This window comes from Solibaculum mannosilyticum (genome assembly GCF_015140235.1).
Taxonomy (GTDB): domain Bacteria; phylum Bacillota; class Clostridia; order Oscillospirales; family Acutalibacteraceae; genus Solibaculum; species Solibaculum mannosilyticum.
On record NZ_AP023321.1, the window covers coordinates 1,834,447 to 1,857,290 of the forward strand.

At 52.3% G+C, this 22,844-nt stretch carries 19 protein-coding genes; 8 read left to right on the forward strand and 11 right to left on the reverse strand.

What is annotated here, in order from left to right; all coding sequences use genetic code 11:
* Positions 1-199 precede the first annotated feature (199 nt).
* From C12CBH8_RS08675 to hprK, 10 genes are all read right to left on the reverse strand, one after another.
* A complete protein-coding gene (locus C12CBH8_RS08675; RefSeq protein ID WP_215533024.1) occupies positions 200-2,053 on the reverse strand; it encodes an ABC transporter ATP-binding protein in 1,854 nt (617 codons plus the stop codon).
* Entirely contained in the window at positions 2,050-4,290 is a 2,241-nt protein-coding gene (locus C12CBH8_RS08680; protein ID WP_215533025.1) for an ABC transporter ATP-binding protein, read from the reverse strand. Before C12CBH8_RS08680 ends, C12CBH8_RS08675 begins: the two co-directional genes overlap by 4 nt.
* Before the next feature lie 32 nt (positions 4,291-4,322).
* Positions 4,323-4,811 (reverse strand): MarR family winged helix-turn-helix transcriptional regulator, encoded by a 489-nt coding sequence (locus C12CBH8_RS08685; protein WP_090264475.1) that lies wholly within the window; start codon positions 4,809-4,811, stop codon positions 4,323-4,325.
* A 265-nt stretch (positions 4,812-5,076) separates the two neighbouring features.
* Positions 5,077-6,045, reverse strand: coding sequence for a 6-phosphofructokinase (gene pfkA, locus C12CBH8_RS08690; RefSeq protein ID WP_090264477.1), 969 nt, complete (start codon positions 6,043-6,045; stop codon positions 5,077-5,079).
* A gap of 155 nt (positions 6,046-6,200) precedes the next feature.
* The gene (locus C12CBH8_RS08695) at positions 6,201-9,701 is read right to left on the reverse strand and encodes a DNA polymerase III subunit alpha (RefSeq protein ID WP_215533026.1); all 3,501 of its coding nucleotides are present in this window, start codon (positions 9,699-9,701) and stop codon (positions 6,201-6,203) included.
* Between the two features lie 14 nt (positions 9,702-9,715).
* Positions 9,716-10,645 (reverse strand): DNA-binding protein WhiA, encoded by a 930-nt coding sequence (gene whiA, locus C12CBH8_RS08700; protein ID WP_171846246.1) that lies wholly within the window; start codon positions 10,643-10,645, stop codon positions 9,716-9,718.
* Positions 10,646-10,686: 41 nt separating this feature from the next.
* Complete coding sequence (gene rapZ / locus C12CBH8_RS08705; RefSeq protein ID WP_215533027.1) at positions 10,687-11,547, reverse strand: RNase adapter RapZ; 861 nt, start codon at positions 11,545-11,547, stop codon at positions 10,687-10,689.
* A 7-nt stretch (positions 11,548-11,554) separates the two neighbouring features.
* The gene (gene murB / locus C12CBH8_RS08710; protein ID WP_246441421.1) at positions 11,555-12,475 is read right to left on the reverse strand and encodes a UDP-N-acetylmuramate dehydrogenase; all 921 of its coding nucleotides are present in this window, start codon (positions 12,473-12,475) and stop codon (positions 11,555-11,557) included.
* Positions 12,476-12,672: 197 nt separating this feature from the next.
* Positions 12,673-13,392 (reverse strand): phosphatase, encoded by a 720-nt coding sequence (locus tag C12CBH8_RS08715; RefSeq protein WP_215533028.1) that lies wholly within the window; start codon positions 13,390-13,392, stop codon positions 12,673-12,675.
* An 81-nt stretch (positions 13,393-13,473) separates the two neighbouring features.
* On the reverse strand, positions 13,474-14,442 hold the full coding sequence (gene hprK / locus C12CBH8_RS08720; RefSeq protein WP_090264487.1) for an HPr(Ser) kinase/phosphatase: 969 nt from the start codon (positions 14,440-14,442) through the stop codon (positions 13,474-13,476).
* 196 nt (positions 14,443-14,638) lie between these two features.
* Here hprK and C12CBH8_RS08725 point away from each other — a divergent pair, with 196 nt between their 5' ends.
* Positions 14,639-15,823, forward strand: a complete 1,185-nt coding sequence (locus C12CBH8_RS08725; protein ID WP_090264489.1) for a glycosyltransferase — start codon at positions 14,639-14,641, stop codon at positions 15,821-15,823.
* Positions 15,824-15,915: 92 nt separating this feature from the next.
* Here C12CBH8_RS08725 and C12CBH8_RS08730 read toward each other — a convergent pair whose 3' ends face one another.
* Complete coding sequence (locus C12CBH8_RS08730; protein ID WP_215533029.1) at positions 15,916-17,034, reverse strand: sensor histidine kinase; 1,119 nt, start codon at positions 17,032-17,034, stop codon at positions 15,916-15,918.
* 170 nt (positions 17,035-17,204) lie between these two features.
* Between C12CBH8_RS08730 and C12CBH8_RS08735 the strand changes: the two genes are divergently transcribed.
* The 7 genes from C12CBH8_RS08735 (at position 17,205) to C12CBH8_RS08765 (ending at position 22,841) form a co-directional block, all read left to right on the forward strand.
* Complete coding sequence (locus C12CBH8_RS08735; protein ID WP_215533817.1) at positions 17,205-17,585, forward strand: GntR family transcriptional regulator; 381 nt, start codon at positions 17,205-17,207, stop codon at positions 17,583-17,585.
* A gap of 3 nt (positions 17,586-17,588) precedes the next feature.
* Positions 17,589-18,431 (forward strand): ABC transporter ATP-binding protein, encoded by an 843-nt coding sequence (locus tag C12CBH8_RS08740; RefSeq protein ID WP_215533030.1) that lies wholly within the window; start codon positions 17,589-17,591, stop codon positions 18,429-18,431.
* A 1-nt stretch (position 18,432) separates the two neighbouring features.
* Positions 18,433-19,074 carry an ABC-2 transporter permease gene (locus tag C12CBH8_RS08745; RefSeq protein ID WP_090264493.1) on the forward strand — a complete coding sequence of 214 codons (642 nt, stop codon included), beginning with the start codon at positions 18,433-18,435 and terminating at the stop codon, positions 19,072-19,074.
* A gap of 133 nt (positions 19,075-19,207) precedes the next feature.
* A complete protein-coding gene (locus C12CBH8_RS08750; RefSeq protein WP_215533031.1) occupies positions 19,208-19,960 on the forward strand; it encodes a class I SAM-dependent methyltransferase in 753 nt (250 codons plus the stop codon).
* Positions 19,961-20,045: 85 nt separating this feature from the next.
* Entirely contained in the window at positions 20,046-20,717 is a 672-nt protein-coding gene (locus tag C12CBH8_RS08755; RefSeq protein ID WP_215533032.1) for a response regulator transcription factor, read from the forward strand.
* A complete protein-coding gene (locus C12CBH8_RS08760) occupies positions 20,714-21,955 on the forward strand; it encodes a sensor histidine kinase (RefSeq protein WP_090264499.1) in 1,242 nt (413 codons plus the stop codon). Before C12CBH8_RS08755 ends, C12CBH8_RS08760 begins: the two co-directional genes overlap by 4 nt.
* A 208-nt stretch (positions 21,956-22,163) precedes the next feature.
* A complete protein-coding gene (locus tag C12CBH8_RS08765; RefSeq protein WP_215533033.1) occupies positions 22,164-22,841 on the forward strand; it encodes an ABC transporter ATP-binding protein in 678 nt (225 codons plus the stop codon).
* Positions 22,842-22,844 lie beyond the last annotated feature (3 nt).

Consider the following 22,844-nt stretch of genomic DNA (forward strand, 5'->3'; position numbering starts at 1 on the left):
CTACGTAACTATTTTTTTTGCGCATCTGCCCGCTCCCGCGGGCAGGCGCATAGAAATCAAAATGGCCCGGGCCGGGGACGGCCCGGATGGCCGTTTTTATAGTTTTGCATAGCAAAACTATAAAAAATAGTAAAACAAAAAAGCCGTATCCCAGAAAAATCCCCTGGGATACGGCTTTTCTTTTTGAGAGGAAAACCGATTAGGCTCCCTCCCCCTGACGTTCAAACTGGCTGTTGTACAAGTTGGCGTAGAACCCGCCTTTTTCAAGCAGTTCTTGATGAGTCCCCTGTTCCACAATGTCGCCGTCCCGCATGACCAAAATGAGGTCGGCGTCGCGGATGGTGGAAAGACGGTGGGCGATGATAAAACTGGTGCGTCCCTTCATGAGATTGTCCATGGCCTTCTGGATGAGCACCTCGGTCCTGGTGTCCACCGAGCTGGTGGCTTCGTCCAGAATAAGGATCTTGGGATCGGCTAGAATGGCACGGGCGATGGTCAAAAGCTGTTTCTCGCCCTGGGAGACGTTGCTGGCCTCCTCATTGAGCACCATATTATAATGCCCGGGCAGAGTGCGCACAAAATGATGCACTTGGGCGGCTTTGGCGGCGGCATAAATCTCTTCATCGGTGGCGTCGAGACGTCCGTAACGGATGTTCTCTTTGATGGTGTCGTTGTAAAGCCAGGTATCCTGAAGCACCATGCCGAAGAGGGACCGCAGATCGTTGCGGGTAAAGTCTTTGATGTTGATGCCGTCCACTAAAATTTCACCGCTGTTTACATCGTAAAACCGCATGAGCAGTTTGACCATGGTGGTCTTTCCAGCGCCTGTGGGGCCGACGATGGCCACCTTTTGTCCCGGCTTGATGCGGGCGGAGAAATCCTTGATGATGATGCGGTCGGAATGGTATCCGAATTTTACGTGTTTAAACTCCACACTGCCCTGGATGTTATCGGTGGACGCCGGATGATCGGTGTCGGGTTCGGCTTCTTTCTCGTCCAGGAATTCAAAGACACGTTCGGCCGAGGCCATGGTCTGCTGGAGAATATTGGAGATGTTGGCCACCTGGGTGATAGGCTGGGTAAACTGGCGGACATACTGGATAAACGCCTGGATGTCACCCACCGAAATACGTCCCTGGATGGCAAGGTATCCGCCCAGGATACACACGGCCACGTAACCCAAGTTCCCGATGAAGTTCATCACCGGCTGCATGAGGCCGGACAAAAATTGGGATTTCCAAGCGGAATTGTAGAGCTTTTCATTGTACTGGTCAAAGGTCTTGCCCGACTGTTCTTCGCCGTTGAAGGCTTTGACCAAGGTATGGGCGCCGTACATTTCTTCCACGTGGCCGTTGACGTGGCCCAGGTAATCCTGCTGCGACTTAAAGTACTTTTGGGACCGCTTGACAATAAACAGTACAAAAAACAGCGAGAGTGGGATAATGCAGAGCGCTACCAGCGTCATCTGCCAGCTTATGGAAAACATCATCACCAGGATCCCGACGAGAGTGGTGGCCGATGTGATGATCTGGGTTAAACTCTGGTTGAGGGTCTGGCTGACGGAATCCACGTCGTTGGTGATGTGGGACAGCACTTCACCATAGCTGCGCTGGTCGAAGTACTTGAGGGGCAGCTTGTGGATCTTGATGGAGATATCCCGTCGGAGATTATAAGTCACCTTCATGGATACGCCTGACATCAGGAAGCCCTGAATATAGGAGAATAGGGCGCTGACGAGATACAATCCCAACAGGGATCCCAGGATCATGCCGATGTAGCCAAAGTCGATGCCCGATCCGGAACCTCCTACCATTTCCATAACGCCTTCAAACAATTTCGTCGTGGCTTTTCCCAGGATCTTCGGTCCCACAATGGTAAAGATGGTGGAGGCAATGGCAAATAAAATAACTACGGCGATGGATACTTTGTATTTCCCCAAATACTTCAGCAGCTTTTTGGAAGTCCCCTTAAAGTCTTTGGCCTTTTCGCCGGAAGCTCCCATGGGACCGTGTCCCATAGGTCCACGCCTTCTAGGAGAGGTCTGTTTGCTCATTCCAATTCCTCCTTTGAAAGCTGTGAGCTGGCAATTTCATAATACACCGGACAATATTTCAGCAGTTCTTGATGGGTCCCTATGCCCGCGATACGACCTTCATCCAGCACGATAATCTGGTCGGCCTGCATGATGGTACTGACCCGCTGGGCCACGATCAGCATGGTGCTGTCCGATGTGTACTCCTTAAGCGCTTTCCGCAAAGCGGCATCGGTCTTAAAGTCCAGAGCCGAAAAGCTGTCGTCAAAGATATAAATGGGGGCGTTCTTAACCAGCGCCCGGGCGATGGACAACCTCTGCTTCTGGCCGCCTGATACGTTGGAACCGCCTTCGGAAATCTCGTTTTGGAATCCATCTTCCTTCTGACTGATGAAGTCCATGGCCTGGGCCACCTCGGCCGCCTTCTGGATCTGCTCATCGCTGGCTTCTTCGTCCCCGTACCGCAGGTTGGAGGCGATGGTACCGCTGAGCAATACTCCTTTTTGAGGAACATACCCGATCTGATCCCGCAACCGCTTTTGGGGGACATCCTTGACATCCACGCCGTTCACCAGGATCTCTCCCCCTGTTACGTCATAGAACCGGGGGATAAGATTGATGAGGGTGGATTTGCCCGATCCCGTGGATCCGATAAACGCGGTGATCTGGCCGGGTTTGGCGGTGAAGGTGATGTCGTGAAGGACGTCCTCCTCCGCGCCGTTGTAGCGGAAATTGACGTGCTTAAATTCTACCACGCCACGTTTGTTTTGATCAAAGTCTTTCGGCTGCTCCGGATCTACAATGACCGGTTTGGTATCCAGCACTTCGGCCACACGATTGAGGGATACGGCCGCTCTGGGGATCATGATGAACATCATGGAAATCATCAGAAATGCCATGATGATCTGCATGGCGTATTGGATAAAGGCCATCATATCACCCACCTGCATGGCGGACTGAGAAATCTGTTGGGCGCCGACCCATACGATAAGAAGGGATAACCCGTTCATGATAAACATCATCACTGGCATCATCAGTGCCATGGACCGGTTGACGAATAAGTTTGTCTTGGTCAGGTTCTGGTTGGCGGTATCAAACCGCTTTTTCTCAAACTCCTGAGTACCAAAGGCCCGGATGACCATCAGGCCGTTCAAGTTTTCACGGGATACCAGGTTCAGTTTATCAATGAGCTTCTGGATGCTCTTAAACTTGGGCATGGCCACCTTATAAAGCACCAGCATGACTCCGATGAGAAGCACGCACGCTAACGCAATGACCCATGCCATAGAGGAGCTCTTGTTGAGGGCCATGACAGTGCCGCCGATGCCGATGATCGGGGCATAGCACAGAATACGGATGCCGATGACGAGCAACATCTGGATCTGTGTGATATCATTGGTGGTCCGGGTGATGAGGGAGGCGGTGGAGTACTGGTCAAATTCGCTGTTTGAAAAGCTCTCCACTTTATGGAACAAATCCCGCCGCATACTCTTTGCCACGCCGGCCGATACCCGTGATGCAAAAAAGGTCACCAGAATCGTCGCCGCAATGCCGCCCAACGCGATCAGGAGCATCAAAAGGCCTGTGCGAAAAATATATCCCATTTGGATGCCGCCCACATCCATGCCAAGTTCCTGGTAGAATAACTTCACAAATACGGCGCCCGTCTGATCCCGCATGGACTGCTGCATTTGTTCGGCTTCCTGACGGGCCGAATCTATCACAGAGGACGGGATCTGCTGCAATGTCGGGATCATGGGATACAGGGTTGTGATATCAATATCGGCCATATTGTCCGAACTAAGGCTTTCCCCCTCTTGATCCCCGGTCTGGGCTGCCATATCTTTGACGGTATTGATCATGGTCCAACTGGCTTTGCCAAAAATATCATCCAATTGATCCAGTTCTTCCGAATCATTTGTCTGCCGGATGTAAATATCCTCCTGCGCAAGCAATGGATACTCTTTTACCTGGTTGTCATACTCCTCCCCGGATCCTCCTGTGGAGACCAGAGTATAATGATCTTTCACGCTTTGTTGATCTTCTTCGGTCATAAAGGCCGTCATAAGCTGCAATCCGTTTTGACTGATGGCCTCAGGCGATGCATGATCGATACCGCTCTGCTGAATCCCTACATTGACGATATCCGACATATAGTTGGGCAGATTCAAATCGCACAGCGCCTGCGCGAACAGCAGCACGACACATGCCACCAGTACCAGGGCAAAGGGCTTTAAATATTTCCCCAATTTCTTCATAGGCCCGCTGTCTTCCTTTCTCAAATGAGTGGTCAATGATTTGCCGTTTTTGTCGTTTGTTTCTGAATGTCGTCTAAAATGTCATATAGTTTGTCGATAAGTCCAATGAGCTGCTCTACATTTTCCTCCCCCAGACGATCCATGACTTCGTCCATCATGCCGGACATCTGTTGGGCCATGCGTTCCAACATCATTCTGCCATATTCGGTCAATGCCACATACACTTTGCGGCGGTCATGCCGGTAGGTTAGACGCTGTACCAACCCCTTTTCCTCTAAAATACTGATGGTTTGAGATACCGTCGGCATCGCGATGTGGAGCTGACGGCTTAACTGGGAAATAGTGATGCCCTCCACCGGGACCGCTCCATTTTCACACTGTTTTCTCATCTCGCTGCGGATGGTGTGCAGCATGAAGAATTCCCCTTGCGGAACATCCCCATTCAAATGGATTTTCCCAGCTACCTTCTTGAGCCTCCTCATGGATTCCATCAACTTTTTGGCTTGTGTTTCCTCTAACATTGATTCATTCGCCCTACTCTCCAAAAAATCAATTCGTTGCCAAATAATTAGTTAACCTAATGATTAGTATATGCAATAATTAGCCGTTGTCAATGACTAAAATATGAACACCTTATTTTTATCATTTTCCACAGTATTTATTCCATTATTCCCCTTTTCCCAATCATGCTAAACCTTATCTTTTTACTTTGTTGGCCAAAATAAAAAGGTGTACGGTCAAAAACCATACACCTTTTAAAAACTGATTCACGCAGCTTTTTTCTCTTTAGATGCTGATATCGTGAGCAATCTGATAAAGATTAAAATCAAAGGGTTTCTTCATCTGTAACGCTTCAGAGATGTTGTAATCCACCACTTTGTCCGCCTTCATGGCCACCACGCGGTTGCCGATCCCCTTGGACAAAAGCTCTACTGCATGATAACCCATCTGGCTGGCCACCACACGGTCGGTAACTGTGGGACTTCCGCCACGCTGAATGTGACCTAGAACCGTAGCACGGGATTCAATGCCAGTACGGGTCTGGATCTCCTTGGCGATTTCAGAAACATTGCCAACGCCTTCGGCCACCACGACCACAAAATGCTGTTTACCAGCTCTCTGGTTTTCCACCATGCGGTCGATGACATCCTTCTGCAAATCAAACGGGGCTTCCGGCACTAAGATGGAAGTCGCTCCTACGGCAATGCCACAGCGCAGAGCCAACCAGCCGGCACGGCGGCCCATGACTTCTACCACGCTGCAACGATCGTGGGATTGGGATGTATCGCGCAGACGGTCTACAGCTTCCATAGCGGTATTCATAGCAGTGTCAAAGCCGATGGTATAATCACTGCAAGCGATGTCGTTATCGATCGTGCCGGGGATGCCGACACAGTTGTAACCGCGTTCAGAAAGGTCGCGGGCACCACGGAACGAGCCGTCACCGCCGATGACTACGACACCCAGGATATTGTGGGCGCGACAGACCTGAATAGCCTTCTGCATGCCGGCCTCTGTATTAAACTCAGGGGAACGAGCCGTATACAAAACGGTGCCGCCGCGATGAATGATGCCAGATACACTGCGCAAATTCATCTCCACCAAGTCGCCCTTGATGAGGCCATTGTAACCTCTCCGGACGCCCAACACGCGGAATCCCTTAAAGATACCGGCGCGCACAACGGCGCGGATAGCGGCGTTCATACCAGGGGCGTCTCCTCCGCTGGTAAGCACTGCAATTGTTTTTTCCTCCATAATCGTTACTCCCTTCCAGGATCATTTTCCTACAATAGCTTTTTTCATTATACAACAAATCGTCGCGTTATACAACGGATACATATATGGATTTTTGTTGCATTTACATGGACACAACTTGTATCCTCGCCTTCGACCCATTTCTTTCTTTTATTCTATTTTAATACCACATTGTTTTTTCCCAGAATATGGTATACTTCCTGCAACATCGGCTCGTTGACGTCCACCCAGGACGTCCGGGGAGCCAACACGGTTTTTCCCGTATCTGCAAAATGAAGATACAACGGAACGCCTCCATCAAACAGGGATGCAATATCCATCACCCGTCTAAAATGATCACCGTCCTTGGTGGGGAGACGCAGATACAAGCCTGTCCGGGCCTGTTTGACGGCTGGACGTGGAATCGTATTATCTTCACTCTGTCCTTCCATCTCCGCCTCGGACAAGGGCACTACCCGTTCACAAATAATTTTGGGATCCTCATCCTCACGGGCGCTGATCTTGCCGTGGATGACCATCACCTGGCCGTCCTGCAACTGCTGGCCGAACTCCATAAGCGTCCGGGGAAAGACCAGCATTTCAATGGCGCCGTACATATCCTCCAGATTGACAAAAGCCATAGTAGAATTGTTGCGGGTCGTCTTGAGACGGACCGAATCCAGCAACGCCAACAGCTTTACTTCGCTTCCATCTTGATATAAGCTACCCGATTCCCCTGCCTGCTCCACAATATCGCCGATACGGGCGGCTCCTAATTTTTCCGCCGTCTGGGCGTATTCCGCCATGGGATGTCCGGAAAGATAAAGCCCTGTGGTCTCCTTTTCCAATGTGAGCAAATCGGCGATGGACATTTCCTCCATAACAGGCAGTTCTGGCCCATCGTCACTGATTTCCTCCGACAAATCAAAAAGACCCATCTGTCCGTCTACATTGCGGCGGCGGGACGCCTCCAAGCTGTCCAGCATCTTGTCCACCGACGAGAGCATCTGCCGGCGGTTGGCTCCAAGACCGTCCAGTGCGCCGCATTTGATCAGGCTTTCAATGGTCCGGCGGTTGAGATCCTTCCCTTGCATGCGCTTGCAGAAGTCGTAGAAGGAGGTAAAGGGTCCTCCAGCATCCCGTTCGGCCAGCAAATTGCGGATGAATCCCCGTCCCAAATTGCGCACCGCCAGGAGTCCAAATCGGATCTCCTTGCCGGTGACGGTGAACCCTTCAAAGCTCAGGTTAACCGACGGCGGTTCCACCTTGATGCCAAGCTTTTGGCACTCCACAATGTAGCCCGACACCTTGGTGGCCGAGTCCAAGACGCTGGTAAGCAGCGCCGCCATAAATTCCCGAGGATGGTGGCACTTCATGTAAGCCGTCTGGTAAGATACGGTGGCATAGGCGGCGGCATGGGATTTGTTAAAGGCATACGACGCAAAGGATGACATCTCGTCAAAGATGGTGTTGGCCGTCTGTTCATCCACGCCGCGGCGGATACATCCCTCACACTCCAATGTGCCGTCTTCTCTCTCCAAACCGTAGATGAAGTTTTTGCGTTCCTTCTCCATGACATCGTGCTTTTTCTTGGACATGGCACGGCGAACGATGTCGGCTCGGCCGTAAGAGTATCCCGCCAAGCTGCGGAACACCTGCATGACCTGTTCCTGATAAATCAGACAGCCGTAGGTCACATCCATAATGGGGCGCAGCAGCTCGTGCCGATAGGTGATGTTCTCCGGATGATGGCGGTTTTCGATGTACCGCGGGATGGAGTCCATGGGGCCGGGACGGTAAAGGGAGATAACGGCGATGAGATCCTCCACCGAACGCGGACCCAGCTGTACCAGCACCTGGCGCATGCCTCCCGATTCAAATTGGAATACCCCTTCGGTCTGACCGGCGGCCAACATACGAAAGACCTCTTCATCCTCCAAGGAGATTTTCTCCAAGTCAAAGTCCGGGGTATGCCGTTTGACCATTTCCGCCGCGTCATACAGCACCGTCAGCGTGCGAAGGCCCAGGAAATCCATCTTGAGCAGGCCCAGTTCCTCCAGAGTGGTCATGGTGTACTGAGTGACCACCGATTCATCGTTTTTGGCAAGCGGCACATAACTGGCCACCGGGTCCCTGGTGATGACCACACCGGCCGCATGGGTAGAGGCATGCCGCGGCATACCCTCCAGCTTCCGGGCGGTGTCGATGAGATTCTTAATCTCCGGTTCCGCATCGTACCGGGCTTTGAGTTCCGGGGAGACCTTCAGCGCCCGGTCGATGGTCATCTTCAGCTCGAAGGGCACCAGCTTTGCCACCGAATCCACCGTGGCATAGGCTACCCCTAAGGCACGTCCCACATCCCGGATGGCGGCGCGGGACGCCATGGTTCCAAAGGTGATGATCTGGGCCACATGATCGTCGCCGTACTTCTCCACCACATAGTCGATGACCTTTTGGCGGCGTTCATAACAGAAGTCGATGTCGAAGTCCGGCATACTGACCCGCTCAGGATTTAAGAATCGCTCAAACAGCAGATTATACCGCATGGGATCGATGCCGGTGATGCCGATACAATATGCCGCCAATGATCCGGCTCCCGATCCGCGTCCCGGGCCCACCGGAATGCCGTTTTCCTTGGCGTAACGCACGAAGTCATGCACAATGAGGAAGTAGTCCACATATCCCATGGACCGGATGGTCTCTAACTCGTAATCCAGCCGCTGGACAAGGGATTCCTCCGGATGGTCCCCATAGTGGCGGGTAAGGCCCTGATAACACATCTCACGGAAATAGGTGTAGGCATCCTTGCCGTCCGGCACCTGGAAGTAAGGCAGTTTTGTATTGCCGAATTCAAAGTCGAAGCTGCACTGTTGTGCTATTTTGACGGTGTTCTCAATGGCTTCCGGCACATCGGAAAACAGGGCCGCCATTTCCTCCTCGCTCTTGATGTAAAATTCATCGGTGGGGAATTCCATCCCGATGTCTTCATTCACCGTCTTATTGAGCTGGATACACAATAGCACGTGCTGGAGACGGCTGTCCTCCCGGGTGAGATAATGGGCGTCATTGGTGGCGGCCATGGGAATCCCCGTCTCCCGGGAAAGGCGGATGAGATCGGGTAAAATATCCTGCTGCTCCTGGATGCCGTGGTTCTGTAATTCAATGTAGTAATTGCCCTCGCCAAACACCTGGTTGTACCAAAGTGCCGTCCGCTTGGCTGCATCGTAGTCCCCACGCACCAAAGCCCGAGGGATCTCTCCCGCCAGGCAGGCAGACATACAAATCAGTCCCTCATGGTATTGCTCCAGCAGCTCATGATCCACCCTCGGCTTGCCGTAGAAGCCCTCGGTAAAGGCCCTGGACACCAGTTGAAGCAAGTTTTTATAGCCGGTCTCGTTTTTACAAAGCAGGATCAGGTGATTGTTTTCCCGATCCAGACCGTGGACCCGATCAGTCCTCTTGCGGGCCGCTACGTATACCTCGCATCCGATGATGGGCTGGATACCGTGCTTTTTAGCCGCTTTATAAAAATCCACTGCGCCGTACATCACGCCGTGGTCGGTGATGGCCACAGCCTTCTGCCCCAGCGCAGCGGCTCTCTCCACTAGCCCCTCGATGCGGCATGCGCCGTCCAAAAGGCTGTATTCACTATGTACATGCAGATGGCAAAATCCCATCCGATCCCCTCCCTTTATTCTGACTCGTTGAGGGTGTGGCGCAGCTCCTCGGCCAACTCGTGGATGCGCCCTAACCGATGATTGACGCCCGAACGGGACAAGGGTGTGGACAATAATCCCCCTAATTCCCGAAGCGATAATTCTTGATTTTGAAGCCGAAGCCTCGCCAGCTCCTGCAAATCCTCCGGCAGAAAGGAAAGACCCCGCCGCTTCTCAATATACAGGATATCCTTGACCTGATTGGCGGCGGCCGTCACCGTCTTACTGATGTTGGCGGTATCGCAGTTGGTGACACGATTTGTACGGTTGCGGATGTCCTTGTATATCTTCACATTCATAATGGACAGCGACGCATTGGTGGCATGGATGAGGGTGAGAAAATCTTCAATCTGTTCGCTCTCCTTAAAGTAAAGCACATGCCCGCCCTTGCGCACGATGGTCTTGGCCATCAACCCATATTCTCCCAGTACGGTGGCCAAATCAGCCGCCAAATTGCGGAAAGGCACCGCCAGCTCCAAATGATACTCCTTTTGCGGATCGGCCAACGTCCCACAGGCCAAAAAGACGCCGCGCAAAAAAGCAGTTGCGCCGTCGTCATCCTCGGTATTGGCCCGGTTGATGCGAAGCTGGATGTCCTTCACTGTGTGTCCAAAACAGTCCAACACACGTTCCCGCTGCCTCTCTTCCGGTACCGACACCACAAAAAAACGGCTGCCTTCCTTTTTGTCCGATGACCGTTCCACCGGCACCTGTATGCCGATTAACCGATCGATGGCCTGGGCGTACAGATGGGCTACCTTCTCATTCTCGGTGTAAAGACAGATGCGGTCGGCTGAAAAGGCTCGTCCAAACAGCAGCATGCCGTACGCCTGGGCTTTGAGCGTCGCATCCGATCCCAAGCCCAAGGCACACAGCTCCTCTTTGACCTCGGCTGAAAAGGACATCCTGTTTCCTCCTCCCCGCTGGACGTCCGAACCATCTCGCCTCAGCGTTTGTTGATATCCCGGTGATTGACCGTCACACGCCTGCCCTTGTCCAAAAGATGCTGACACAAGAGGTCGGCGATGGTTACCGATCGATGTTTGCCTCCGGTGCATCCGATGGCGATGACCAGCTGACTTTTTCCCTCGTTGGCATAGAGGGGAATCATATAATCCACCATGTCCAGCAATCGTTTGACAAAGCCTTTGGTGGAATCCCATTCCAGCACGTAGTCCCGTACAGGGGCATCCAAGCCGGTCTTGTGCTTGAGCTCGTCGATGTAAAAGGGATTGGGCAGACAGCGCACGTCAAACATCAGATCAGCTTCGTTTGGGATGCCGTACTTGAAACCGAAGGACATGCAGTGAATGACCATCCCCTTGGAGACGTCCCCCAAAAACAGGTTGGTGATGCGCTCCTTGAGCTGGGCCGGGGATAAGTAGGAGGTATCGATGGTGTAATCGGCCCGCTCATAGATGGGATGCAACAATTCCCGTTCCCTCTCAATGGCCCGTTCCACCGATCCATTGGTCTCGTCGGCCAGAGGGTGCCGGCGGCGCGTTTCCTTATACCGGTTCTCCAGCACGACATCCTGGCAATTTAAGAAGAGGATCTTATACTCGCACCCCTGCTGTTTTAAGTCCTCAAGGCCTTCAAAAAAGCCGTTGAACAAGGTCCCTCCCCTGGTGTCGATGACCATGGCCATTTTGGAGATGCTGTCGTTGGACTGGAGGCAGAGTTCAACTACCTTGGACACCAGTTTAGGCGGAATATTATCCATGCAGAAAAATCCGATGTCCTCCAAAGCGTTGATAGCCCGGGATTTCCCTGCTCCTGATAAACCGGTTACTATGACAAATTCCATATGCTTTTCACCTCTGCCCTATGGTCTTGACCTCGCACTCCAGCTGGATGCCGCACTGGCGAAGCACTTCTTCCTGAATGATTTCAATCAGACGGCAAACGTCCTCACAGGAGGCGCCTCCATCGTTGATGATAAATCCAGCGTGTTTGGGGCTGACTACCGCGCCGCCTACCCTTCGTCCCTTCAGGCCGCACTGGTCGATGAGGGCCGACGCATACCCCTTGGCCGGGCGTTTAAACACACTGCCGGCGCTGGGCCATTCCAACGGCTGTTTGGACTTACGGCGTCCCAGGTAATCGTCCATGGCCTCCTTGATGGCCACAGGATCGCCGGGCCGCAGGGAAACCTCCACGCTGGTGATAACGGCAAAGCCGCTACTGTAGGCGCTATGACGATAGGAAAGATCCAGATCACTGCCTTCCAGACGTCCGGGAGTGCCGTCCAATTCCACATGATTGCATGCCGAGAGAACATGGGACATTTCACCGCCATAAGCTCCCGCATTCATATACGCCCCGCCGCCTGCACTGCCGGGAATGCCAAAGGCAAATTCCAATCCCGTAAGGCCCTTCTCCAGCGCAAAGCGGCACAGATTTGCCATGGTGACGCCGGCTCCACAGCGGATAATATGGGGAGAAACAAGCCCCATCTCCTGAAGCCCTTCCCCTACGTGCAGAACCAGGCCACGGATGCCTTTATCCGCTACCAGCATATTGGATCCACAGGACACCACCGTCACCGGAATCTCCAGCTCTTTCGCCAGACGGACTGCCTCGGTAAGCTGCCCTTCCGACCGGGGAGAACAAAACAGATCGGCTGGCCCGCCGATGCGGAAGGTGGTATGTTTTTGCATGGGCTCCTCTTTCACGACCGGGATCCCCTGCTCCATCAGCTGACGGTATAAACTGTCCATTGTGGTATGATCCATCCCATCTTCCTCCTGCTTATGCAAACTCTTGCCCCTATCGGCTTTCTCTCATATTCGTAGTGTGCCCCATCTAGGCCGCCGATTCCCACGACTCCTCCAAAAAACCAATCTTTCTTTGAACCATGGAATCAACGCCTACAGCTTTTCTTCTATTAGTATATCACACAACCCGGCTGATTAGAATAGTCAACCCCGTTCTAAGCCTTCGGACGGTTGCGATTTTCCAAGTATTTCACAAGCCTCTCATAGGAGGCATTGACAATCAATTCCTCCGGGAAATCGATTTCCCTCAGCATAGCCATAGCCTTGTCCACCTTGGCCACATCCATGTGGAAATGGGCGTCGGAATCCACCGAAATCTGTACCCCGTATTTCATGCACAGTTCTGCAACCTTCCGGCAATTGGGGACGGCTTCTTTCCGCACGTCAAAACTGTGGGAATTGATCTCTACCAGTTTGCCGTGTTCCCCAAATGCACGCACCACCTTGTCATAATCGCAGGCGTACCGGGGAAGGCCCATATGGCCGATAACGTCCACATAAGGGTTTTCTGCAATTCCCATCCAGGCTGATGTCACTTCGTCCGGATCGGTCATGAGAGCCGTCTGCTTGTGCATGGAGGCCACTACCCAGTCCAGCTTTTTGAGAATCCACTCCTCGATGTCCAAGCTCCCCTTGGGATCCATGACGTTGGCCTCTACACCCCGCAGGATGTGGACGCCAAAAAGATGATCGGGGATGGTATCCAAATTTTGAAAATGCCAGATGTGAGGAGCGTCGGGCATAGCGCTGCCGTGATCGGTGATGGCCACCGCTTTTAATCCGATGTCGGCCGACCAGCGGGCAATCTCGGTGATGGTGCTGTAGGCGTGGCTGGACGCCAAGGTATGCACATGCAAATCCGCTTCCAATTTCATTTCACTGTCACTCCTATTCCATGGACAAAAACATTTGGCTATGCTTTAAATCCGCATCGAATTTTCTGGACTCAGGTTCTTTTAAAACCCTTCCCAATCCAGAGTCTTCTCCCTCTCGCTGCTGAGGTCGTCCAACATGCCCAGCTGATTGAGAAGTTCCTTAGCCGCATTGTACCCCATCTTCTTCTGACGGTTGTTCATGGCCGCCACCTCGATGATGACCGCCAGGTTCCGGCCTGGTTTGACCGGAATGGTCAGCATGGGGACGCGGATCCCCAAAATATGGGTGTATTCATTCTCCATACCCATGCGGTCATATACCTTTTCATTGTTCCATAGTTCCAGCTGAATGACCATATCGATTTTTTCCGTCAGCTTGACTGCGCCCATACCAAAGATACGGCGGGCGTTGATGATACCGATACCCCTCAGTTCGATAAAGTGGCGGATGTTTTCCGGCGACGATCCCACCAGCGACCGGCTGGAGACGCGCCGGATTTCCACAGCGTCGTCGGCGATGAGACGATGGCCTCGTTTGATGAGTTCAATGGCCGTCTCGCTTTTGCCGACGCCGCTTTCTCCCAGCAGAAGGATCCCCTCGCCGTAGGCCTCGATGAGCACGCCGTGACGGGTGACGCGGGGGGCCAGCTCCACGTTGAGATACGAGATCAGGGCGGCGATAAAGGTGGAGGTTCCGTCGCTGCTGCGCAGCAGCGGAACTTCATAACGGGGCGCCAGATCCTCCAGCTCGTGAGGGATCTCCAGATTGCGCGTCATGATGATAACAGGGGGCTGCTGAGCCAGAAGCTCCTCAAACACAGCGGCTCGCCGGTCAGGACCCAAATCCTGCAAATAGGCTGATTCACTTTTTCCCAACACCTGGATGCGGTTGGAATCAAAATACTCAAAAAAGCCGTTGAGCTGCAAGCCGGGACGGTTGACGTCGCTGGATACGATCTTAATGTCCTCAGCCGATCCAGGCATATAGACGATATCCAACGAAAAATTCTGAATAATGGCATCTAACGATACCGAATAAGGTGCGCTCATGGTGACCTCCTCCTGTTTGCTCTTCGGGCGTAGGACGATGCCTATTCCCGTTCCTTGACTGTATTATACAATAAATTACCCAATGTTCCAACTACTTTTCCTCCAAAAGCCTTGTTTCACTTTGACAGATGCTTCCAGGATTGGTATAATGTTTGGGAAGCACACTAAGAGAAAAGAAGAGAAATGAGGGCTGTCCATGAGAATCGCATTGTTTGTTGAAACCTATTTGCCGTATATCAATGGCGTAGTGACTCATATTAAAGTGCTCAAGGACGGCTTGACCGCCTTGGGGCATGAGGTTTTGATCGTTACTGCCGATCCCCATGCAAAGCATCACTATATTGAGGATGGTGTTTTACATTGTCCCGCCCATCCGCTCAAACAGCTCTATGGCTATGGCCTGGCAAAACCCATCAGCCGGGTCCGTATGCGTTATCTCAAGCAGTTTAATCCCGATGTCCTGCACATGCACCAGGAATTCAGCGTGGGCTTTTTCTCCACTATGGCGGCCAAAAAACTCCATAAGCCGCTGGTGTACACGCTGCATACTATGTACGACGAGTATCTTTTCTATGTAGCGCCCAAGCCCTTTGTACCCGCCGCCCGTAAAATTTCCCATCAGTACACCCGTCATTTGGCAAAACGGGCTTCGGCTGTCACCAGCCCTTCCCGCAAGGCCGACGAGTATTTTAAAGAATGCCGCGTCAAGAAAAAGGTGGAGGTCATCCCCAACAGCATCGATTACGAAGCCTTTGATCCCGCCAATACCTCTCCTGAAAAACGTCAGGCGCTGCGGGAAAAAATGGGCATCCGGGAAGGCGATACCTCCTTGATCTTCCTCGGCCGTCTGGGCAAAGAAAAGAGTGTGGATCTCCTTCTCGATTACTTGGCCGAACAGTTCCCGGATGAGGATCGTCTCCGTCTGGTGGTGGTGGGCGACGGCCCGGAGACCGACGCTCTCAAGCAGCAGGCAAAGCGGCTAGGGCTTGACCATCGCGTTACATTTACCGGCAGTGTGGATCATTCTGAAGTCCCGGCCTATTTTTCGGCCTGCGATATTTATGTTTCGGCTTCTCTTACCGAAATGATGTCTATCTCCATGCTGGAGGGGATGGCTTCCGGATTGCCGGTGGTTTTGCGGTATGATCCCCTCAACGCTTCCCAGATCGAAGAAGGCGTCAATGGATACAACTACAAGACGCCTGAAGAGATGGCTTCCATCATCCGGAATCTCATGAATCTGAGCCAAGAGGAGAAGGATGCTATGAGGGTACGGGTGCGGGAAAGCGTCCGCAATGCCGGGGCCATCAATTTGGCGAAATATATGCTGAGTATTTATTCCCGCGTCACCGGTATCCCTGTGGAAGAAGAAAAAAAATAAAGATATAAGCTTCATAATACGAGAAACACCGCCAGGTATCAAAAGATCGATACCTGGCGGTTTCTTTTTTAAAACCGCCTTATCAGAAATTGTTAGTTCTCTTCCCGCCGTCCGTGATGCAGGCAGGTAAGCCCTACATAAAGCGTGGAAAACCGATTGTGCGGATCGATGGAGGCCACAGACGGCTGCGACGTGGTCTGATCGCCGGACAGCGGCATCCGCACCGACACCCGCATTCCGTCCGAACCGTCGGCCAAAGCCGCTCCTCCATGAGAGAGGGCGATGAGCTTTACCAATGCCAACCCTACCCCGCTTCCCGAATGGTCTACGCCGTCGGGATGATAGGAATAAAAGGGTTCAAAGATGCGGGCGGTGTGCAGAGGGGAAAGTCCGGGACCGTCGTCGGACACCGTCAAAAAGGCCATGGCGTCCCGGACGTGAAGAGAAAATCGGATCTGGTCCCCCCCATAACGGCAGGCGTTGTCCAGAAGATTGACCAGGGCCATGGATACGGAATCAGGATCAAAGGATACGCACACCGGTTTTGCCGGGACATGAACCGACAATTGATATCCCATCGGACGCAAAAGACGTCCCGCAGCTTGACAAAAAGAGGATACATAACGGCCCAAATCGGCGCAGACAAAGGATTCTATCACATGTCCTCCCAGATAGGAGGATAAAGCGTTTAAATTGGTCAGTTCCCGCAGGAGGCTATAACAGCTGTTTTCAGCCGCACTGAGACAATAAGTGGATATCTGACCCTCTTCCGATTCCCTCCCCATCAGATGCAGGGCCGAAAAGCACACGGCCAACGGCGCCCGGAGCCGGGCCGACAGGGGCTGCGGATCAAAAAGACGTTCCGGCAAGCTGCATGCGGCCGGCCATCCTTCGGAAAACAGAAGCAAAACCGAGGAAAGACGTCCTTCCTCCAGCATAGGGATGAGATGCACGGTGCAGCTTGGAGAAGCCGGATGCCCGCAGGGAAGGGAAAGCTGATCCCCCTTTGTCAGGGCCTTGATGATATAAGCCGGCTGGTTGGGCGACAACAGAGTAGGAATCCCATCCTTCAATCGCAAATAGGGAAAGCGGCGATCGGCCTCTTGATTCTCCCACAAAAGGGACAGATGTTCATCAGCCTGGGCCGCCGGGATCGGCAAGGGTGAAAGAAGTTCCTGCCACGACGTTTCTTTTTCTTTGGTGAGCAACATAGGTTCACCTCCACCGGATATTGTTTCCCAAACCATAACGCGGCAATCTGGATATTTGCGGCAGGAAAAAAGCCGTTTTTTTCCACAAAACAAGTCAGAAAATCCCTCTTGACAGAATTGTGCATACTGTATATACTGTTTATATACAGTATGGCTAGGAGGTGAGCCGTATCGATATTATTATCCGCAACACCAGCGGGCAACCCATTTACGATCAAATTTATTCGCAGATCAAAGATTTGATCGTTTCCGGCCAGCTCAAAGAGGGGGAACCATTGCCCTCGATCCGGGCCCTGTCCAAGGACTTGCGCATCAGCGTCATCACCACAAAACGGGCTTACGACGAGCTGGAAAAAGAGGGGTTTATCTACACTGTGGCTGCCAAGGGATGTTTCGTGGCCGAGAAAAATGTGGAGTTCATCCGGGAGGAAAACCTCAAACGCATCGAGGATCTGATGCAGGAGATCGGCCGTCTGGCCGCCACATGCGGTTTGAAATCCCACGATTTGATTGAGATGTTCCGGCTTTTGGGGCTGGATGAGGAGGAGTAAGAGATGAATGCATTGGAACTGCGAAATGTCTCCAAATCTTACGGGGACTTCGTCCTTAAGGATATCAGCTTTGTCCTGCCGTCGGGCTGCATTATGGGACTCATCGGGGAAAACGGGGCGGGAAAAAGCACCACCATCAAATTGATTCTGGACTGCATCCGCCGGGACAGCGGTGAAATCTTTGTGCTGGGCAAGGACAACCGCAAGGATTTTACCGCCGCCAAGGAGGATCTCGGCGTGGTGCTGGATGAAGCGTATTTCCCTGAAAGCATCACGGTCCGGCAGGTCAACGCCGTCATGCGTTATACCTATCGCCTCTGGAACGAACAGACGTACTTCTCTTACATCGGCCGCTTTTCCCTGCCGAAGGACAAATCCTTTCGGGAATTCTCCCGCGGCATGAAGATGAAATTGGCCATTGCTGTGGCGCTGTCCCACGAGGCAAAACTGCTCATCCTAGACGAGGCCACCAGCGGATTGGATCCCATCGCTCGGGACGAGATCCTCGATGTTTTCCGGGAATACACCCGGGATGAACAGCATTCCATCCTCCTCTCCTCCCACATCACCAGCGATTTGGAAAAGCTGTGTGATTACATCGCTTTTATCCACAAGGGGAACCTTCTCTTCTGCCAGGAAAAGGACCGCCTCCAGGAAAGCTATGGCGTGCTGCGGTGTTCCAAAGGGGAATTTGAAGCGCTGCGTAAGCAAGCTGTTTTAGGATACCGGGATTCTGGATACGGCATCGAGGCCCTTGTGGACCGCCGGGAAATTCCCGCCGGGATGAAGGTCGATTACGCTTCCATTGAGGAAATCATTGTGTTTTTGGCAAAGGGAGGGAACTAATATGAAGGCGTTACTGCTGAAAGATTGGTTTGTCATTTGGAAACAATGCCGCATTATGTTGCTGATCCCAATAGTATTTGCATTGATATCCGGGATGATGCCGGGGAGTGACGGCGATTTTTTCCGATTGTTTTCCGTCGTAATCCTTGCCATGTTTCCGATCACCGTCATAGGTCTGGATGAGCGGAATAAATGGGAAGTCTATGCAGCTACAATGCCCTATTCTAAACAGGATATGGTACTGAGTAAATATGTTTTAGCTGTGATTGGCATTGTCACCGGCTGTGGACTGTCGGTGATAGCAACTGCATTTCTAAATCCATCCGCAACTTCTTGGGCAGAGATGGCGCCTGTCCTTGTTACTATCTTCACTGTAGGATGTATCTATACTGCGTTTATTATGCCGGTTATCTTTCGATTCGGTGTGGAAAAGGGGCGGATGTGGTTTATCATTCTTGCCGTACTATTAGCCGGTGGCATTGGAGCTCTTAATACTATGGCCCAGGGACAAAATTCTGTGGTCTTTTCTTTTTTAAAATTTATTCAATCGTCTCTTCTGTGGCTTCCGGTTGCAGGGATTGTATTGCTGGCTTTGTCTGCACTTTTGTCCATCTCCATTTACAGCAAACGGGAATTTTCATAAGAAGACTAGAATCCCTTCTCTGAAAAGCCTCTCCTGCATTTCGTGGGGGGAGGCTTTCCTCTTATCAGCATCGACTTGTTCTAGCATCCCATAACGTGGTATACTCGGATGGACAGAAAGGAAGGCTTTTCTCATGAAGGAAAATAAATACGATCAAGACAGCTTTTTTGAAAAATACAGCCAAATGACCCGTTCCCGATACGGCCTCTCTGGAGCGGGAGAATGGAGCGCCTTTCGGCAATTGCTGCCGGATTTCAAAGGCAAGCGCGTGCTGGATCTGGGATGTGGGTACGGTTGGCACTGCGCCTACGCCGTCGAACACGGGGCATCGTCGGTGTTGGGAATTGACCTCTCCCACAAGATGCTTCAGGTGGCCCGGGAGAAAAACAATGCCCCCTCTATCACCTACCGTCAATGCGCCATTGAGGATTTTAATCCTTTTCCCTCCAGCTTTGATGTAGTCATCAGTTCTCTCGCCTTTCACTATGTAAAGGACTGGGACGATGTTGTACGGCTGGTGCATCACAGTCTTGTGCCAAACGGACAATTTATCTTCTCTGTGGAGCATCCTGTATTCACGGCCGCCGGTTCTCAAGACTGGTTTTACAGGGACAATGGAGACATCGCCCACTTCCCCGTGGACAACTATTTTTATGAAGGAAAACGTCAGGCCGTCTTTTTGGGAGAAAGGGTGGTAAAATACCATCGTACATTGACCACCTATCTAGACTCTTTACTAAAACATGGATTTTTCATCCATGCCGTGGTGGAGCCCCAGCCGCCGGAAGATATGATGCATCTCGACGGTATGAAGGATGAGATGCGCAGGCCTATGATGATTTTGATCTCGGCTCAGAAGAATGACGCGGACAATGCTTCGGTTTGACAATCCTTGTCCCCCGCTTTTATAATGACTTTATGTGGAAGACGCCGCTCAATTGGCTGCGGCAAGGGAAGGAGTTTTTCTCGCTATGGAACATATTTTATTGGTGGAGGACGACTGTGCTCTGGCTATGGGATTGGTCTATTCCATCCAGCAGGAAGGGTTTGAAGTCACCCACTGTCCTGATGCGAAGTCGGCCCGGGAGGCCTTTGCCTCTTCCCCATTCGACCTGGCGCTTTTGGACGTCATGCTCCCGGATGGAAACGGGTTTGACCTTTGCCGCCGATTTCACAGCAGCTGTCCCGTCATCCTGTTGACCGCTTGCGACGAGGAGGTCAACGTGGTGATGGGATTGGATGGCGGCGCAGACGATTATATCACCAAACCCTTCCGCGTCCGGGAATTGATCTCCCGGATGCGGGCGGTACTGCGCCGGTGCAAATCCACCGACGACACCTTAAAAGCCGGCGCTCTCACTTTGCATCCCGAACACAGCTGTGTCACACTGAAGGGGCAATCCATCCCCCTCACCGCCATGGAACTGCGCCTGTTGTCCCATCTGATGCGCAACAAAGGCCAGACGTTGACTCGTACACAGCTGTTGGACAAGCTGTGGGACAACAGGGGGGAATTCGTGGACGACAATACCCTTTCGGTCAACATCCGCCGTCTGCGGGAGAAGCTGGAGGAAAATCCCAACCAGCCTCAGACCATCCTGACCGTGCGGGGTGTGGGATATCGACTGGAGGCATCGGAATGAATCAGAGTCTCAAAAATCCCCAGATGAAAAAGACGCTGATCCGCATCACGCTCTGGATGCTTTTGGCGACGGTGGCCGGATGTATTCTTTTCGTCGGACTCTCTAAATTGCAGGCGGCTCAAATGATGCGTCAAAACATCGCCATGGCTGGACGCATGTCCACAGAAGACGACGCGCAAAATATCGCCAAGCTGTTTACCGATCCTATCTCCGAGCAGGACTATGAGGCGGGCAAAGCCCTTCTTTCCCCTTACGGCGTCAATGTGGAAATGGATCCCTCCCTCTATCAGCCCTATCAGTCCCTTTTGATGCAGCAGCTGATCGGCTTCTGCTTTCTGATGCTCGTTTTGTGGGGAATTGTCATGCTCTGCTGCTTGCGCGGGATGCACGGCATCTTTTCTCAGATCCGTTCGCTGTCTTCCCGCGTCCGTCAGGCGGCAGACGGCAATCCAAAAATGCTTCCCGCCATCAATGAGGGGGATATGCAGTCTCTGGAAAACTCCATCAATCTCCTGGTGGAGCGTTCCGGCTTCGGTATGGAATCCCTTCAGGCCGACAAGATGTTTTTAAAAAATCTGCTGTCGGATATCTCCCATCAGCTCAAAACGCCGCTGGCCGCTTTGCAGCTCTACAGCGACCTGATGCTGGATCATCCCGATATGGAACCGGCTCAGCGGGAGGAATTTTTACAGCAGTCCTCACAACAGCTTGCCCGCATCGATTGGCTCATCCAAGGCATGCTCAAGATGGCCAGGCTGGAATCGGGGTCCATTTTGATGCAGCGCAAACCCACCTCGTTGTCGTCGGTGGCGCTGTCGGCCATGTCCCCCTTCCAAGCTATGGCCGATCTGAAAAAGGTTTCACTCGTCTCCCAGATCCCCGATGCCATCTCTCTCAACATCGACGCCGAGTGGACGGCTGAGGCTCTGGGAAACCTCATCAAAAATGCGTTGGAACATTCCCACCAGGGCGGCCACATCCGTTTAACCGCCAAGGATACCGCTATGACGGTACAGCTCTCGGTCATCGACGACGGCGAGGGGATGGAATCCACGGAGCTTCCCTATATCTTTGAACGGTTTTATCGCAAGCAAAGCCAAGTCAAATCCTCCAGCGTGGGCATCGGTCTCTCTTTGGCCAAGGCCATCCTGGCGGAAAACGACGCTGATATTTACGTCAAGAGCGCACCGGGCCACGGTTCGGAATTCGTCATTACATTTTTGAAAAAGTCATTTTAATAGGGCTGTTTCCTCGGATAAGAGCGTGGGAAAATTGCAAAAGGATCGCTTATCAGCCGATCCTTTTTTCTTTGATTGCTATGTCTTTTTTGCAGGGATTTTGACGATTCTTTTGTTCTTACAAAACTGTCATGTGACCGTCATGTGAACGTAAGGTGTCTATGGCATACTGCTGTTTGTAATCAATCAATGAGGAGGAATTATGAGAATGGAACCCATTGTAGTAGTAAAAGATCTCTGCAAGGTTTATGGAAAAGGTCCCATGGCGGTCAACGCCTTACAGCACGTCAATCTACAGGTGGAAAAAGGGGAATTTGTGGCCATCACCGGAGCATCCGGCAGCGGCAAATCCACTTTGCTCCACATGCTGGGCGCGGTGGATCGTCCCACCTCCGGATCGGTGGTCGTGGACGGCGTGGACGTCTTCTCCAAAAAAGAAGGGGAATTGGCCGTCTTCCGCCGCCGCAAAGTGGGCTTTGTCTTCCAGTTTTATAATTTAATCCCCGTCCTCACCGCAGAGGAAAACATCACCCTCCCCGTCATGCTGGACGGACAAAATGTGGACAAAGAGCTTTTAGAAGAAATCTTATCTTCTTTGGGGCTATCCGATCGCCGGCAGCATCTGCCCAGCCAGCTTTCCGGAGGTCAGCAACAGCGCGTCTCCATCGGACGGGCGCTCATTTACCGGCCTTCCATCCTGCTGGCCGACGAACCCACCGGCAATCTGGATACCCAAAACAGCCGGGAAATTTTATCCCTTTTGAAATCCTCCGTCCGCAAGTACGGACAGACCTTGATTCTAATCACCCACGATATGTCCATCGCCTCCCAGGCCGACCGTGTCATCGTCATGGAGGATGGCCGAATCCGCAGCGAGGAGGCGTAATCG

Excerpts from the sequence above, each read along its gene's own strand:
- hprK (WP_090264487.1), bottom strand. The coding sequence starts at position 14,442 with ATGAGCGCACCTTATTCGGTATCGTTAGATGCCATTATTCAGAATTTT.
- C12CBH8_RS08695 (WP_215533026.1), bottom strand. The coding sequence starts at position 9,701 with ATGGGATTTTGCCATCTGCATGTACATAGTGAATACAGCCTTTTGGAC.
- C12CBH8_RS08745 (WP_090264493.1), top strand. The coding sequence starts at position 18,433 with ATGAAGGCGTTACTGCTGAAAGATTGGTTTGTCATTTGGAAACAATGC.
- C12CBH8_RS08755 (WP_215533032.1), top strand. The coding sequence starts at position 20,046 with ATGGAACATATTTTATTGGTGGAGGACGACTGTGCTCTGGCTATGGGA.
- C12CBH8_RS08680 (WP_215533025.1), bottom strand. The coding sequence starts at position 4,290 with ATGAAGAAATTGGGGAAATATTTAAAGCCCTTTGCCCTGGTACTGGTG.
- pfkA (WP_090264477.1), bottom strand. The coding sequence starts at position 6,045 with ATGGAGGAAAAAACAATTGCAGTGCTTACCAGCGGAGGAGACGCCCCT.
- C12CBH8_RS08760 (WP_090264499.1), top strand. The coding sequence starts at position 20,714 with ATGAATCAGAGTCTCAAAAATCCCCAGATGAAAAAGACGCTGATCCGC.
- murB (WP_246441421.1), bottom strand. The coding sequence starts at position 12,475 with ATGGATCATACCACAATGGACAGTTTATACCGTCAGCTGATGGAGCAG.
- C12CBH8_RS08725 (WP_090264489.1), top strand. The coding sequence starts at position 14,639 with ATGAGAATCGCATTGTTTGTTGAAACCTATTTGCCGTATATCAATGGC.
- C12CBH8_RS08740 (WP_215533030.1), top strand. The coding sequence starts at position 17,589 with ATGAATGCATTGGAACTGCGAAATGTCTCCAAATCTTACGGGGACTTC.
- C12CBH8_RS08750 (WP_215533031.1), top strand. The coding sequence starts at position 19,208 with ATGAAGGAAAATAAATACGATCAAGACAGCTTTTTTGAAAAATACAGC.
- rapZ (WP_215533027.1), bottom strand. The coding sequence starts at position 11,547 with ATGGAATTTGTCATAGTAACCGGTTTATCAGGAGCAGGGAAATCCCGG.
- C12CBH8_RS08675 (WP_215533024.1), bottom strand. The coding sequence starts at position 2,053 with ATGAGCAAACAGACCTCTCCTAGAAGGCGTGGACCTATGGGACACGGT.
- C12CBH8_RS08715 (WP_215533028.1), bottom strand. The coding sequence starts at position 13,392 with ATGAAATTGGAAGCGGATTTGCATGTGCATACCTTGGCGTCCAGCCAC.
- whiA (WP_171846246.1), bottom strand. The coding sequence starts at position 10,645 with ATGTCCTTTTCAGCCGAGGTCAAAGAGGAGCTGTGTGCCTTGGGCTTG.
- C12CBH8_RS08685 (WP_090264475.1), bottom strand. The coding sequence starts at position 4,811 with ATGTTAGAGGAAACACAAGCCAAAAAGTTGATGGAATCCATGAGGAGG.
- C12CBH8_RS08765 (WP_215533033.1), top strand. The coding sequence starts at position 22,164 with ATGGAACCCATTGTAGTAGTAAAAGATCTCTGCAAGGTTTATGGAAAA.
- C12CBH8_RS08730 (WP_215533029.1), bottom strand. The coding sequence starts at position 17,034 with ATGTTGCTCACCAAAGAAAAAGAAACGTCGTGGCAGGAACTTCTTTCA.